Genomic DNA, 16,126 nt, shown 5'->3' with positions numbered 1-16,126 from the left:
CACCCTGAAACCATGTATTCGTTTGTTTATTTAAACGCCATGCATTTATCCGTGATACTCAAAAGTGTCCATAAACTTTGTTGTAAAATTACCGGCCCTGAAATTGGGGTCCTTCAACAATTGTAAATGGAATGGAATAGTGGTTTTTACGCCTTCAATTACAAATTCGCTTAACGCGCGCTCCATGGTGCTTAAAGCTTCATCGCGGGTTTGTGCCACGCAAATCACTTTCGCAATCATTGAATCGTAATTCGGCGGGATAACATAACCGGTATATACATGGGTATCAATACGAACCCCATGACCGCCGGGTGAATGAAAATTGGTGATCTTTCCGGGCGAAGGCCTGAAGTTGTTTGCCGGATCTTCGGCATTGATGCGGCATTCAATGGCGTGCATCTGCGGCTCGTAGTTTTTGCCCGATATCGGGATGCCTGCAGCAACTTTGATCTGTTCTTTGATCAGGTCGAAATTGATCACTTCTTCCGTAACCGGGTGTTCTACCTGGATGCGGGTGTTCATCTCCATAAAATAAAAGTTCCGGTCTTTGTCAACCAAAAACTCTACGGTCCCGGCGCCTTCATATTTAACAGCTTTTGCGCCTTTAATAGCAGCATCGCCCATTTTCTTGCGCAGCTTCTCCGTCATAAACGGCGAAGGAGATTCTTCTACCAATTTTTGGTGACGGCGCTGGATAGAGCAATCCCTTTCGGAAAGGTGGCAAACTTTGCCATACTGGTCGCCCACTACCTGGATCTCGATGTGGCGAGGATCCTGCACATATTTCTCCAGGTACATGCCATCGTTACCAAATGCAGCACCCGACTCCGCCCGGGCCGAATCCCAGGCTGCTTCAAACTCCTCATCCTTCCAAACAATGCGCATGCCCCTGCCGCCACCGCCGGCAGTTGCTTTTAATATGATAGGATAGCCTATTTTTTTTGCAATATCAATACCTTCTTTTACACCGGTCAATAATCCCTCGGAACCCGGAATAGTAGGTACGCCTGCTTTTTTCATGGTCTCTTTTGCCGAGGCTTTATCGCCCATGGCATTGATCTGCGCAGCAGTAGCGCCAATAAATTTTATCCCGTACTCCGCACAAATGGCAGAGAACTTTGCGTTTTCAGAAAGAAAACCATAGCCCGGATGGATCGCATCGGCGTTGGTTAATTCAGCAGCTGAAATAATATTGGGGATATTTAAATAAGAATCACGGCTGGGCGGGGGGCCTATACATACGGCCTCATCGGCAAAACGCACGTGCAGGCTATCCCTGTCGGCAGTTGAATATACAGCTACGGTTTTTATCCCCATTTCCTTACACGTGCGTATAATTCTCAGGGCAATTTCACCGCGGTTAGCTATTAATATTTTTTTAAACATTTTTTTAATTGGTTATTGGTTGATTGAGTGAGCGGTTGATTAAGTTGAAACAAACCATTCACCGAATCAACCCATAAACTTAATCAACTAATTAAGCAGGTTCTACCAAAAATAAAGGTTGGTCATATTCAACCGGTGATGCGTTATCAACCAGTATTTTTACGATACGGCCCGAAATTTCAGATTCAATTTCATTGAAAAGCTTCATGGCTTCGATGATGCAAAGCACTGATCCGGGTTTGATCTCATCACCCACATTTACAAAAAGAGGTTTGTCAGGGCTTGCCGAGCGGTAAAAAGTACCGATCATTGGTGATTTTACCACAACAAATTTTGAGGTATCAGCAACAGGTTCGGCGACTGGCGCGGCCGCTACAGGAGCAGGCGGCGGCACTGCTGCCGGAGCAGGTGCGTAATGAAGCCCTTCGGGTACAGTTGCATTAACAACAGTTTGAACCTGGTTGGTTTTAATGGTGATCTTAAAATCATTCTGTTCTATGGATACTTCGTTTACTCCTGATTTGGCAACAAAGCGTATAAGATCCTGAATTTGTTTAATATCCATGCCCGGTGGTTAATTGGTTTAATAAAATGTTCAGATTTGCAAATATGTCCGCCAAATGGCGGATGCAAATATTTTAATTAGTTAAATTGATAGTTAGTTATAAGCAAATTAACAAAACATATTTGATAATGTTCCGATGAATAATGTACGAATTAAAAGAATTTGAAAATTTGAAGATGTGTTAATTTGAAAATCAGAAACGCTCATGATTAATTTTCAAATCTTCAAATTAACTCATTTTCAAATCAATAAGCCCACTTTAAATAAATCGATCCCCAGGTAAATCCTCCGCCAAAAGCGGCCAGGATCAGGTTATCTCCTTTTTTAAATTTATCTTCCCATTCCCACAAACATAGGGGTATAGTTCCGTTTGTGGTATTGCCATACCGTTCAATATTGATAATTACCTTATCAGCGCTTACGCCGGTACGGTTTGCTGTTGCATCAATAATCCGTTTGTTAGCCTGGTGAGGTACCAGCCAGGCTATATCATCGGCAGTAAGGCTATTGCGTTCCATTACTTCGGCAGCAACGTCGGCCATATTGGTAACGGCAAATTTAAAAACAGCCTGGCCTTCCTGGTAAGCATAATGCTCGTAAGCATCTATAGATTCGTGGGTTGCGGGTTTTACCGAGCCGCCTGCCTTTTGGTGCAGGAAAGCTGCGCCCGAACCATCGCTACGTAAAATAGAGTCGATTACGCCATTGCCTTCATCATTTGGTTCAAGCAAAACAGCACCGCAGCCATCGCCAAAAATAATACAGGTGGCGCGGTCCTTAAAGTTTGTTATTGCTGACATTTTATCGCCGCCAACTACCAATACCTTTTTGTGCTTGCCGCTTTCAATAAACTGTGCGCCGGTGGCCAGCCCGAATATAAACCCGGAGCAGGCTGCCTGCAGGTCGTAACCCCAGGCATTTTTGGCGCCTATTTTATTGGCAAGGATATTGGCCGTAGCCGGAAATACAAAATCGGGGGTGGTGGTACAAAAAATGATCAGGTCAATTTCCTCGGCGCCAATACCGCGTTTTTCAAGCAAAGCTTTAACGGCCGGCACGGCCATATCCGAAGTACCCAAACCTTCGCCTTTTAAAATCCGGCGTTCTTTAATTCCGGTACGTGAGGTTATCCATTCATCATTGGTCTCTACCATTGTTTCCAGCTCATGGTTAGTTAGTACATAATCGGGTACATAACCATGTACGGCTGTAATAGCAGCGTGAATTTTACTCATTTTATTATTTTTTACTGGAAAGCCAGTTTTATTTTTTCAACAAGAGTGCTTTCCACCATATTTTTTGATAAAAGCACCATATTTTTTATCGCTTCAGGACTTGATATGCCATGGCCCACCACCACCGGCGCGTTTACACCTAGTATAGGGCTTCCACCGTATTGCTCATAATTAAACATATCAAAAAACGGGTCTTTGATATTCCTTTGAACACATACGTCGTAAAATGATTCAGCAAGCTTCAGGATAACGTTCCCGGTAAAGCCATCGCAAACAATTACATCTGCACAGTCTTCAAAGGCATCGCGCCCTTCAATATTACCAACAAAATTAATTAGCTTGCTTTCTTTCATCAGCGGGTAGGCGGCCTGGCAAAGTATATTGCCTTTTTCCTCTTCCTCGCCAATATTCATCAGGGCAACCCGCGGGTTTTCAATATGGTAAACATATTGAGCAAATAAGCTGCCCAGGGCGCCAAACTGCGGCAAAAATTCCGGCTTACAATCGGCATTGGCGCCAACATCAACAAGCATACCCAAACTGCCCTTCAGCCGCGGAACAATACTTGTGATTGCCGGGCGTAACACGCCGGGTATAGCTTTAATACTAAACATGGCCCCAACCAGCATAGCGCCGCTATTGCCTGCAGACGAAAAAGCCTGGAGCTCTCCCTCCTTAAGCAATTTAAAACCAATAGCGATACTGGAATTTGGCTTTTGTACGATGGCTTTTGTAGGATGTTCACCCATGCCGATCACCTCGGTGGTATGAACATATTCAAAATTATCGGGGCTGAAATTATTTTCCTGAAGGATACTAACGGCGATGTCCTTATCGCCTATTAACACCAGTTTTTGATCAGCAGCTAACATCTTAAAAGCAGCAATTGCCCCTAAGACTGTAGCCTGCGGAGCGAAATCGCCGCCCATAATATCTAAGCCAATCTTCATTTCAGAAAATTAAACTTAAGCTACGGCTGCTTTCTCGATCAGTAACTTTCCGTTGTAGTAAACATTACCATCAACAGTGTAAGCACGGTGCGGCAAATGCACGGCACCAGTAGTTTTGCAGGTAGTTAAAGTTGGCAAAGGAGCATTGTCATGCGTTCTGCGCTTGTCTCTCCTTGATTTGGATATTTTACGTTTTGGATGTGGCATAATCCTTTTATTTTTTATTTAAATTTTTGAGCGCTTCCCAGCGTGGGTCAACTTGCTCGTTTTGTTCAGTACTTGCGGTCAGCTTATTCAGGCTTTCCAGCATTTCTTTATCACAATAAGGGGTGTTACCCTCATCAATGCAAACCGTAATCAGCGGCAATGCAACGTTTATGTATTCGTAAATCAACTTCGAGATATCAATCTCGTGGTCGTTTTTGGTAAGGATAATGATCTCCTCATCCTCGTCAATTGCCTCTTCACCAAACTTGGCCACCTGCTGCTCGCGTACATCCACATATTGCGGATAGGGCGCCAGGCAACGGTCGCAGTTGGTATCAATCGTGCCCGTGATCCGAAAATTCAGGATGATCATCGTTTCCTGTTTTTCCAGCTCCACCTGGCATTTCAAATTCGCTTTTTTTACCAGTGAATATTCAAATTCATCAAAAAAAGCATCCGTTACTTCGAATTCAAACCCGTGCTTTCCCAGTTTAAGGCCGGTAAAAGGAATCGAAAAATTTCTTAGCGATTTCAATGAGCAACAATTAGCCCGCAAATGTAAGGATAAATATGATATTTGAAAAGGGTTTTTTTAAATAGGGTTTGCGGGCGTTTTTTAGTGGTTGTGCGTTGGCTCACCGGCACCAAAACAGCTGGGTGCCAGAGCATGGTAGCTGTCGCTTCCGGCAATAGGCCTAAGGTAATTATTTTCAGCCCCGATGCTTTTGTTAAATATTGTGCTATCGCAAAGTTTTGGAGCTGAACAAAGCATCAAAGATCCTCATTGTGCAGCTCCATTAGTGGGTTGTTTATATTCAACCAAAATCCTTATCTTTATTATTCAATCGCAAAGAATAATAATGCACGAACCGCCGGGCTCAAAAAGCACAGACACGCCGCTCCTCTTTTTTCTACCTTACCATTTTTGTCGCCAACTCATCAGCATTAGTATTCTGGCGATGGCAATTTGCGTTATTCCTTTATTATCGGCCGCGCAAAACTCCATCACTGTAAACCCGGTCAATCTTCCCAAACCGTTTGACCATGCCGAAATAAGACATTTGATGCTGGATAACGAAGGCTTTTTGTGGTTTATAACCAACCAGGGAATCTGGCGTTTTGATGGTTCCGACGTACAGCCGGTTGATATTCATAGCCCTTTACTGCCGCAAAACACCGTGCCGGACGGCATATACCGGTATCATAATTTCTTATTTGTTAGTTTAGGTGATGTCCCCACAAATAGGTATCAAATACTCTGTTATAATATCGGCAACAAGCATTTGAGCCAATATAACATGCCTGGCAGGCCGATTAATTATATGATCGGCAAAGGCGGGGCACTTCAATTTATGACCAGCGACGGCAGCCGGTGGATGTTTACTGATGAGCGTGGATTAAAGCAAACAGATAAATATTTTACCTGCAAGGGCTGGGTTAAAGGCGATGGTATGGAATATTATACCATTGATGCAAAAGGTAACACCTATTTGTTTTCGCATAAAAAAGCAGGATTGGTTAAGAAAGACAGCATTATTTGGAGCCTTCCCGCTGCACCACTTCAGGCACTGGCTTTTGTAAAACAAGCATGGTGCGATTCGAAATATGTTTTTGCCAATTGTGGTAATGGCCTGGTAGTATATGATAAAAACAGCCTGCAAATTGTTTACGAACGCTTTGACGAAACCTACAGCCTTTCCCTCCCCGGCAAAGACGGGCAGCTCCCGGTTTTTAAAGTGATAAAAGATTTGCGCATACAGGATATGTGCAAAGAACCCGGCACCAACCGAACACTGGCAGGGACAGATAAAGGCCTGCTGGAAATTGGCCCTTCGGACGATATGCCCGGCGAAACGGACAAACAGCAGCTGGTTGTTGATTTTTTTAAGAATAAAAGTGTCCGGAGCATCTACCGTTCGTCAAATAAAAAGTTATACGTGGGCACCTACCAGGGGCATTTTGTTTACGATGGCAATACTTTTAAACGTATAAACGGCAATATTGCTTATACGGTGCAGCCTGTTGCGCCAAACAACCTATTGGTAGGCATGGAAGGCGGCACAGGATTTTATTTGTTGGATACACGTACCGATGAATGGCATTTAAACCCAAACACTTTGCGTACTACCAGTACTACTAAAATAATACCGTACACTAACGGTTTCCTGACTGGCTCATCCGGATATATCTACTATTTGACTGCTTTGCCCAACGGCGATTATAAAATTACCCCATGGCTTACCGACGCAAAAATTGGGATTGTTAAGGACCTTAAATTTATCAATGGCGATTTATGGGTAGCATCGGTACTGGGTTTATTTAAAGTTGATAAAAGTGGCAACGCAAATAAAGTGTACCCCGCAGGCCGTGCGCTGGGCTGTTATGCCATACTTAAAGATAACGACGGATTTTGGATAGGCACGAACGGAGAGGGTTTGATAAAAATTGATAAAGCCGGAAAAGTAATTAAACAAATTCATTTTGGAGATGGGCTGGCAGGCGAGTACGTTTATTCCTTATTTCAACTCGATAAACTGGTAATAGCCGGCACGAGCGGGGGGATAAGCATTTTTGACCGGTCATCCGGGATGCAGCCGCTCGCCATTCCTGATCTGCCGGCGTTCGATGGCAGTTTATATCAGGAAATTAATCATTCGGCAGTATTTGATGATACGGCTGAAAATAAGATTATTCTCGGGGGCACCCAGGGACTAACTTTTTTAGACAAAGATTATTTGAGATCTGCTGCGGGAAAACCCAATGACCGCGTAAATCTATCCTATATTAAGAAGGGATATAAGACGTCGCAGCAGCCGGCTACTGATATTTTTGTTTCAAACCAGGGCGTTATCAAAATTTTACCTGGCAATACCTTTATAGGGCTAAAATTTTCGGGGCCTTTTTATCAAAAATACATCCTCTTCCGTATTAAGGAGCTCGGCACTGCCTGGCAGAAGCGGAAGTTATCTGAAGAAGTTTCTTTATTCGCCATCCCGCCCGGAAAATACACATTGCAGGTGCGGTTTCCTTCTGTCACCGATCAGCGCTATTGGCTTATTAAAACCATTACAGTGGTACCTCATTTTTATCAAACCTGGTTTTTTGATATGATAGTAGGGTTGGTTATAGGCTTGATTATTTATATGGCCTGGCTTGCCCGTGCCCGGCAAATAAGAAACCAGCACCTGCTGCGCACCACTATCGCAAGCGATTTGCATGATGAGATCGGCAGTGCACTTACACGGATATCGCTGACCAGCGAACTGATGAACATTAAACAGCAACTTGATACTAAAGTAGTCGAGCGGATATCAAAAGACAGTAAGGAAGCCATAGCGTCTATTTCGGATATTATATGGTCGATAGATGCGAGGAACGATACCCGCGAGGACCTGGTGGCCAGGATGCGGGAGCATGCCCACAATATGCTCGACGGTATGGCAAGCCTGAATTTTGAAGTATCGGGATTAGACAGGGTGACCGACCTGCCCCAACTGGTAAGGCAAAACATTTACCTGGTATTTAAGGAAGCCATCAATAACATAGCCAAGCACAATACCAACCCCGAAGTTTTTATAATGCTTAACAACCAGCTAAAAGGCATGACCATCAGTATAAAAAATACCATTGCCGAAAAAAAACCGGCATCAACCCATACCGGCCAGGGCCTCCGCAACATGCAAATGCGCGCCAAACGCATGAAAGCCACGCTGGATATTTTGAATGACGGAAGTTTGTTTACGATAACGATAAAGATGAAACGATGGTGAGGTTAGTGATTAAAGACTGGAGATTAGAGATTAGTTATAATTTTGCTTTTTTAAGTATTACTCCTTTCATCTACAGCTTAGTTGTTTTTGCTGAAAGTCCTGTTGCAGCTTCTTTCGGACTTTACTGACTTCCTGACTAATCTCTAATTAACTAATCACTAACCCACAAATACCCCAATCATGTTATAGGCAAAAAGGTTTAATATTATCATTTTTGATACATGATAAATGTTGCAATAGTTGAGGATGATATTTATATCAGGAACAGTGTGGTTGAATTTTTACAAATGCAGCCTGAATTTAATCACGTGGGCGAGTTTGGAAGCGTCGAGGCATTTCTGAAGATCAATACCGTGCCGGATGTATTGTTGCTGGATATCGAGCTACCCGGTATTACCGGCCTTGAAGGCGCATTCAGGATCAAACAAAAACATCCGTCGGTAAATATCCTCATGCTTACCGTTTACGAAGACAAAGAGCGCATTTTTAAGGCATTGCAGGCCGGGGCTACCGGCTACCTGTTAAAAAACACGCCACTGCATAAAATAAAAACGGCTTTGCTGGAGGCTTTGGATGGCGGCGCACCTATGAGCCCGTTGGTTGCAAAGAAAGTGATCGCCTATTTTTCGGGCAAGCAAGTCGCGGCTGAAAGCAATGAGCATGAACAACTTACCCTCCGCGAACGCGAGGTATCACAGCTCCTCATTACCGGCGAAACGTATAAACAAATTGCCTGGAAGCTCAATATCTCACCGGATACCGTAAGGCAGCATATCAAAAACATCTACCGCAAATTACAGGTGAACAGCCGGGTACAGCTCATTAACGAGTTCAGGTAACCGGGCGCAAAATCGAAAAGTGTAGTTGCAGCGCTAAAATGCCGCATCTGCTAAAAAAGCATAAACAACTAATAATTAATAACTTAACTCCTGAAAAAATCTTGTCAGCAGTTTTTACGGTAATGCTAAAATTTTTTCTTTTCCGCCTTCCGGACTTTCCCACTTCCCCATATACCCCAAATATGTGATTGATGGGTATTACCATTTGAGCTAACTTTCTTGCGGATATGTTGCATGAAGACATTGAGCACATGCGATGTTTCCAATACATATTTCCAGTTTATATATTTAGCTGATATGATGCACAACAACCTTACCCGCCGCAACGCACAATTACACCCGTTTGCCGCTCATTTGCAGGCCAAATGGCGATTTGTTTTTTTTGTTGTTTTAACCGTCATGTTTGGGTTAAATAATACGGTAATGGGGCAAACGTTCGCCAGTTCTGCCGTAATTACCGGAACCTCGGGCAATGCCACCCCTGCGCCATACCCGTCAACCATAGCGGTAAGCGGTCTTGCAGGCACAATAAGTGGCTTAACAATTGATGTACAGGGTATAACTTCTGCATCATTACCGGGTCCGTTTTCACTATTACTGGTAGGACCCCTGGGAGAAAATATTGTTTTACTTGCTGGTACAGCAGCTCAGGCTACTGCCGGTCCATCCAATGTGGAGTTGTTTTTCTCGGACCAGGCAAGTACATTTGCCACCAACGGAAATTTGAATTCGGGTACCTATAAGCCTACATCTTATGTACCAGCCAATTACGCATTTCCTTCGCCTGCTCCATCCGGCCCTTATAATCTGCCAGGCAGTAGCGCTTCCAATCCCACTTTATCTTCCATTTTCAACGGTGCCAGTCCAAATGGTACCTGGCGCTTGTATGCAGTTTATGGAAGCAATGCTTTCACGATCAGCAGCTGGGCGATTACCATTACGCAGCAAATAAGTACCACGCCAACAACTACAACTGTTACCTCAAACCCTAATCCTTCTTTTATAACTTCACCCAACAACTCGGTAACTTTAACTGCCGAAATTGGAAGTGCAGCAGGTACTGTTAACGAGGGAACTGTTACTTTTACCGCCAATGGCAAAGCGCTTGGCGCCGCGACGGTGTCCGGCGGAGTGGCAACGCTTAACCCCAGCTTTTCAACAGCAGGTACTTACAATATCCAGGCGACTTATAACGCAAATTCAACTTATTTGTCAAGCACCGGTTCACTTACCCAGCAAGTAAACATTCATCCTACGACAATAAATTCCATTATTCCCAACAGCGCCTTCTCAAACGGAAGCGCGATGCCGTTCACAGTAACCTTCGGCGCTTCAATTACCGGGCTAAGCACCGGTAATTTCAACTTAACCACCACCGGAGCAGTGAGCGGAGCAAGTGTAGCATCGGTCAGCGGATCCGGTTCAACTTATACCGTAACGGTAAATACCGGCACCGGCGATGGCATGATCGTCTTAAACCTGGCTAATGCAACGGGGTTAACCCCCGGCATAAGTACAAACTTACCTTTTTCGGGAGGAGGGACGATTGATAAAACGCCGCCGGTGGCAACAATTGGTTCGCCGTCGGCAACAACAGTGGGCAATAGCGGAACGAGCTCGGTTTCGTATAACGTAAACTACGCGGATGCAAATTTCGGCTCCAGTAACCTTACAGCTTCAGGCATTACCTTAAATACTACCGGTACGGCAAGCGGCACAGTATCAGTGACGGGGTCCGGCACGTCCTATGTTGTCACCATTTCACATATTTTGGGTGTCGGAACCCTCGGTATTTCAGTGGCAGGGGGATATGCCACCGATTTGGCCGGCAATACAGATACCGGCGCCGGCGCATCGCAAACGGTAAATGTTTCCGGCGATATTTTGCCCTCTATCAGTTCCGTTACCCCGGCGAGCGGCCCCGTGGGTACATTGGTAATTATAAGCGGCACAAATTTAACCGCCCCAACTGCCTTTACCATCGGCGGTGTGCCAGCCATCGTAGTATCAAACAATGGCAACACTTTGGTGGGCATGGTGATGCCCGGAGCAGTAACCGGACCTGTGTCATTTACCAGCAACGGCGGTACAGCAGGCAGCGGCGCCAACTTTACGGTAACCGCAACCTTGTATCCGTCATTACAACAGGGATCAAAATTAGTGGGCACCGGCAACACGGGCAACGCAGAGGAGGGCATTTCGGTAGCGGTAAGCGCCGATGGCAATACCGCCATCGCAGGCGGCAATTTCGACAATTCAAGCCGTGGGGCCGCCTGGGTATACACCCGCAGCGGCGGCATATGGACACAACAGGGTTCAAAACTGTTAGGCAATGATGCTGTTGGCAGTGCCACCGATCAAGGCAATTCAGTTGCCATCAGTGCCGATGGCAATACAGCAATAGTAGGGGGCTTTGGTGACAATAACAACCAGGGCGCTGCCTGGGTTTATACCCGTAGCGGCGGTACCTGGACACAGCAGGGGCCCAAACTGGTGGGTACAGGCGTTGCCGGTTCTTATGGCGCCGTTCAAGGCTATTCGGTAGCGATCAGCGCCGATGGCAATACGGCAATTGTGGGCGGTTATTATGATAATTCAGGCGTAGGCGCGGTTTGGGTTTATACCCGCAGCGGTGGTACCTGGACACAGCAGGGCGCAAAGCTGGTGGGCTCGGGCGCTGTTGGCAGTAATGTTTATCAGGGCTGGTCGGTATCGCTTAGCGCCGATGGTAATACAGCCGTTGCGGGCGGCTTTGCTGACAATAACAGCCAGGGCGCAGCCTGGGTTTACACCCGCAGCGGCGGCGTATGGACTCAGCAGGGCGCAAAGCTGGTAGGTACCGGCGCTACCGGCAATGCGGGTCAGGGTTTTTCCGTATCCCTGAGCGCCGATGGCAATACGGCCATAGTAGGCGGGAAAAGTGATAATAGCAGCGTTGGTGCGGCCTGGGTTTACACCCGCAGCGGCGGTGTATGGTCACAGCAAGGCTCAAAACTGGTGGGTACAGGCGCTGTCGGCGCTGCCGAACAGGGCGTTTCCGTATCCCTTACCGCAGATGGCAACACGGCGATGGTTGGGGGCTGGTTTGACAATAACAGCCAGGGCGCAGCCTGGGTTTACACCCGCAGCGGCGGCGTATGGACCCAGCAGGGCGCAAAGCTGGTGGGTACCGGCAGCACCGGCAGCAGTTCCGAACAAGGCAGTTCCGTATCGCTCAGCGCGGACGGTAATACAGCCATTGCAGGCGGCTTTGGCGATAATAGCAGCCTGGGCGCAGCCTGGGCATATATTTCATTGCCGGCCCCCACTGTGCAGGCCGGCAACGTAATTTTTACAAACACCACCACATTAGCTACCACCGCCAGCTGGACAAATGGTAACGGCTCCTCAAGGGCGGTATTTATGTATGCAGGTTCGTCGGGCAGCCCGGCACCGGTAAACAATACCGCTTACATAGCCAATGCGGCTTTTGGCACAGGCGACCAGGTGGGCGGCACCGGCTGGTACTGCGTTTATAACGGCACAGGCAACACGGTAAACATTACCGGCCTAAGCATCGGAACTACCTACCAGTTAATGGTAGTTGAATATAACGGCCCGGGCAGCAACGTGAAATATTTAACCACTGCAGGCACAGGCAATCCGGCAGGGGTAACAACCTTGCCGCCGCAGCCCCCCACCATTGCAGGTTTTACCCCGACGAGCGGACCCGTGGGCACATTGGTAACCATAAGCGGTACAAATTTAATCGCGGCAGCCGGCCTTACCATAGGCGGTGTGCCGGCAATAATAATATCAGACAAAGATAACACCCTGGTGGGCATGGTGATGCCCGGCGCGGCAACCGGACCTGTTTCAATAACTGCGGCAGGCGGCATGGCTGCAGGTGGCAGTAACTTCAAAGTAACTGCAACCCTGTACCCATCGCTGCAGCAAGGCTCAAAGCTGGTGGGTACGGGCTCCAGTGCTATTGCAGGTCAAGGCGCGTCAGTGGCTGTTAGCGCCGATGGCAACACCGCAATAGTGGGCGGACCATCTGACAATTCCAACGTGGGCGCCGTATGGATTTATACCCGAACCGGCGGTGTGTGGACACAGCAGGGGCCCAAACTCGTGGATAACAACAATATCGGCCCCTATGGCGCTGCTCAAGGCACTTCAGTAGCGATTAGCGCCGATGGCAATACAGCCCTTGCAGGCGGGTATAATGCTGCTGGCGCGGGTGCGGTTTGGGTTTATACCCGCAGTGGCGGTACCTGGACACAACAGGGTTCGCCATTAGTAGGCACCGATGCGCTCGCCGGCAGTTATTCAGGCGCTTCTGTATCGCTAAGTGCCGATGGCAATACGGCCATAGCAGGTGATTACGGTGGCTATAGCTATTACCACGGTGCCGCCTGGATTTACACCCGTAGCGGCGGCACCTGGACACAACAAGGCCCAAAGCTGGTTTTTACCGACGCTGCCGTCAATTCCGGCCAGGGGAGTTCGGTATCCCTTAGCGCCGATGGCAATACCGCCATAGTGGGTGGTTATGCCGATAATAGCAGCCAGGGCGCCGCATGGGTCTTCAGCCGCTCCGGTGGCGTATGGACACAGCAGGGCTCAAAACTGGTGGGTACGGGTGCTGTCGGTGCTGCTGCTCAGGGCACTTCGGTAGCGATCAGCGCCGATGGCAATACGTCCATAATAGGCGGAGCGCATGACAATAGCTACATAGGTGCCACATGGGTTTACACCCGCAGCGCTGGCGTCTGGACACAGCAAGGCCTAAAGCTGGTTGGGAAGGGCGCTGCCGGCAAATCCGGGCAAGGTACTTCTGTATCGCTAAGCTCGGATGGCAATACGGCAATTGTAGGTGCGGAGTCTGATTATAACAACCAGGGCGCGGCATGGGTTTACACCCGCAACAGTGGTACCTGGACACAGCGGGGCCCAAAACTGGTGGGCACAGATGCTACCTCCGGTGCCTACATAGGCGCTTCTGTATCGCTCAGCGCTGATGGCAACACCGCCATGACAGGCGGCTTTGGCGATAATAACAGCCTGGGCGCCGCCTGGGCATATATTTCATTGCAGGCCCCCACCGCGCAGGCCGGCAACCTAACCTTTACCGGCACCACCAAAACCGCTACCACCGCCGGCTGGACAAACGGCAACGGCACCTCGCGTGCTGTGTTTATGTTTGCAGGTTCGTCAGGCAGCCCGGCGCCGGTAAATAATACAGCCTACAACGCCAACGCGGCTTTTGGCACCGGCGACCAGGTTGGCAGTACCGGCTGGTACTGCGTTTATAACGGAACAGGTAACACGGTACACATTACCGGCCTGACTAAAGGAACTACCTACCAGTTAATGGTAATCGAATATAACGGTACAAGTGGCAACATAAGATATTTAACAACCCAAAGTACCGGCAACCCTGCCAGCGTTACCTCGCTTTCAGATAACGCCAACCTGATAGGTTTAAGCGTAAGCGCAGGAACATTAACCCCGGCATTTACGACCGCAACCACCAGCTATACAGCATCGGTACCCAATTCGGTAACTTCGGTAACCGTAACGCCAACTACCGCAGATGCTACTGCAACAGTGACAATAAATGTTGTAGCGGTAAATTCGGGGATAGCCTCAGGTGCCATTCCTTTAAGTGTTGGCCCTAATACCATTACAACTGTTTCTACTGCGCAGGACGGGGTAACCACCAAAACCTATACAATCACCATAACGCGGTCATTGCCTGCCAATCCCAATCTTTCCAATTTAACCATCAGCGCAGGGACGTTAACGCCTGCATTTGCAACGGCAACAATTAACTACACGGCATCTGTAGCTAATTCGGTAAGCTCAATAACCGTGACGCCAAAAGCCAGTGATGCGCTGGCAACAATAACAGTTAATGGTACTGCGGTAAGTAACAACACCGCATCAGGTGCTATACCTTTAAATGTGGGTAGCAACGTTATTACCACAGTGGTAACAGCCCAGAACGGCACCACCACCAAAACCTATACGGTTACTGTAACGCGCGCTGCTTCAAGCAATGCTGATTTATCAAACTTAAGCTTGAGCAGCGGAACCTTAACACCCGTATTTGCATCAGGCACTACCAGTTATAACGGATCAGTGGTGAATTCAGTAACTTCGGTAACCGTAACGCCAACCACCAGTGACGCTACGGCAACCCTAACAGTAAATGGTACGGCCGTAAGCTCTGGTACCGCCTCAGGTGCTATTGCTTTAAATGTAGGGCCCAATACCATTACCACTGTAGTTACGGCACAGGATGGCACCACCAAAACCTATACGGTAACGCTAACACGGATGCTGCCCGCTAATGCCAATCTTTCCGGTTTAGCAATAAGCGCAGGGGCATTAACGCCTGCCTTTGCAACCGCTACTACCAGTTATACCCTATCAGTTGCCAATGCGGTAACATCAACTACGGTGACGCCCAAAGCAAGCGATGCCCTGGCAACCATAACAGTGAACGGTGTGGCGGTAAGTTCAGGCACGGCCTCGGGCGCAATTGCTTTAAATGTGGGTACCAATGTGATCACGACCATCGTTACGGCCCAAAACGGAACGACCACCAAAACCTATACGGTAACGGTAACCCGTGCAGCGGGCTCATTGAACAGCGTTTATGAACCGATAAGCGTAACAAACCCGGCCGGAAAGGCACAAATGATGGGCGAGGAGCTTGTAGTACGCCAGGGATTATCGCCCAATGGTGATGGTATCAATGACTTTTTGCAGATAGACGGGATCACCAATTACCCGGATAACAAACTGACGATAATGAACCGCAGCGGGCAATTGATCTTCGAAGCCAAAGGGTATGACAACAGCACGAAGGTGTTTGACGGACACTCCAACAAAACCGGCGCTATGCAATTGCCGGGTACTTATTTTTATTCGCTTGATTTTACCGTAAACGGCACAACCAAACACAGAACAGGATTCATCATACTGAAGTATTAGTTGAAAATAGGAGATTAGTTAATTAGCATTTAGGAAAAATCGGCCGCTGATTAACTAATCTCTAATCATCTAACCTCTAATAACTAACCCTCATATACCCCAAAGATGTTATAGACACGTGTTGATATTTCGGATATTTTTGATAAGCAGGTTATTAACAATTATCTTCTGCCTGCGCGGTAATTTTTAC

General features: G+C 47.5%; 9 protein-coding genes. 3 read left to right on the top strand and 6 right to left on the bottom strand.

What is annotated here, in order from left to right; all coding sequences use genetic code 11:
* Positions 1-45: 45 nt before the first annotated feature.
* The 6 genes from accC to MgSA37_RS01490 all read right to left on the bottom strand — a co-directional run bounded on the left by accC (position 46) and on the right by MgSA37_RS01490 (position 4,878).
* Complete coding sequence (gene accC / locus MgSA37_RS01515) at positions 46-1,386, bottom strand: acetyl-CoA carboxylase biotin carboxylase subunit (protein WP_096349516.1); 1,341 nt, start codon at positions 1,384-1,386, stop codon at positions 46-48.
* 91 nt (positions 1,387-1,477) lie between these two features.
* Positions 1,478-1,951, bottom strand: a complete 474-nt coding sequence (accB, locus tag MgSA37_RS01510; RefSeq protein ID WP_096349515.1) for an acetyl-CoA carboxylase biotin carboxyl carrier protein — start codon at positions 1,949-1,951, stop codon at positions 1,478-1,480.
* A 245-nt stretch (positions 1,952-2,196) separates the two neighbouring features.
* Entirely contained in the window at positions 2,197-3,186 is a 990-nt protein-coding gene (locus MgSA37_RS01505) for a beta-ketoacyl-ACP synthase III (RefSeq protein WP_096349514.1), read from the bottom strand.
* An 11-nt stretch (positions 3,187-3,197) separates the two neighbouring features.
* Positions 3,198-4,136, bottom strand: a complete 939-nt coding sequence (plsX, locus tag MgSA37_RS01500; protein WP_096349513.1) for a phosphate acyltransferase PlsX — start codon at positions 4,134-4,136, stop codon at positions 3,198-3,200.
* Between the two features lie 15 nt (positions 4,137-4,151).
* Positions 4,152-4,343, bottom strand: a complete 192-nt coding sequence (gene rpmF / locus MgSA37_RS01495; RefSeq protein WP_096349512.1) for a 50S ribosomal protein L32 — start codon at positions 4,341-4,343, stop codon at positions 4,152-4,154.
* A gap of 7 nt (positions 4,344-4,350) precedes the next feature.
* Positions 4,351-4,878 carry a YceD family protein gene (locus tag MgSA37_RS01490; protein ID WP_096349511.1) on the bottom strand — a complete coding sequence of 176 codons (528 nt, stop codon included), beginning with the start codon at positions 4,876-4,878 and terminating at the stop codon, positions 4,351-4,353.
* A gap of 325 nt (positions 4,879-5,203) precedes the next feature.
* On the opposite strand from MgSA37_RS01490, the gene MgSA37_RS01485 reads away from it, so the two are divergent.
* The 3 genes from MgSA37_RS01485 to MgSA37_RS01475 all read left to right on the top strand — a co-directional run bounded on the left by MgSA37_RS01485 (position 5,204) and on the right by MgSA37_RS01475 (position 15,936).
* Positions 5,204-8,113, top strand: coding sequence for a sensor histidine kinase (locus tag MgSA37_RS01485; RefSeq protein WP_157750378.1), 2,910 nt, complete (start codon positions 5,204-5,206; stop codon positions 8,111-8,113).
* A 221-nt stretch (positions 8,114-8,334) separates the two neighbouring features.
* Positions 8,335-8,952 carry a response regulator gene (locus tag MgSA37_RS01480; protein ID WP_096349509.1) on the top strand — a complete coding sequence of 206 codons (618 nt, stop codon included), beginning with the start codon at positions 8,335-8,337 and terminating at the stop codon, positions 8,950-8,952.
* Positions 8,953-9,249: 297 nt separating this feature from the next.
* Positions 9,250-15,936: a cadherin-like beta sandwich domain-containing protein gene (locus MgSA37_RS01475; protein WP_157750377.1), complete on the top strand. Its 6,687-nt coding sequence runs from the start codon at positions 9,250-9,252 to the stop codon at positions 15,934-15,936.
* The last annotated feature ends 190 nt before the right edge of the window (positions 15,937-16,126 follow it).

It is taken from the genome of Mucilaginibacter gotjawali (assembly GCF_002355435.1).
GTDB lineage: Bacteria > Bacteroidota > Bacteroidia > Sphingobacteriales > Sphingobacteriaceae > Mucilaginibacter > Mucilaginibacter gotjawali.
This window is presented reverse-complemented; position numbering and strand designations above follow the sequence as displayed.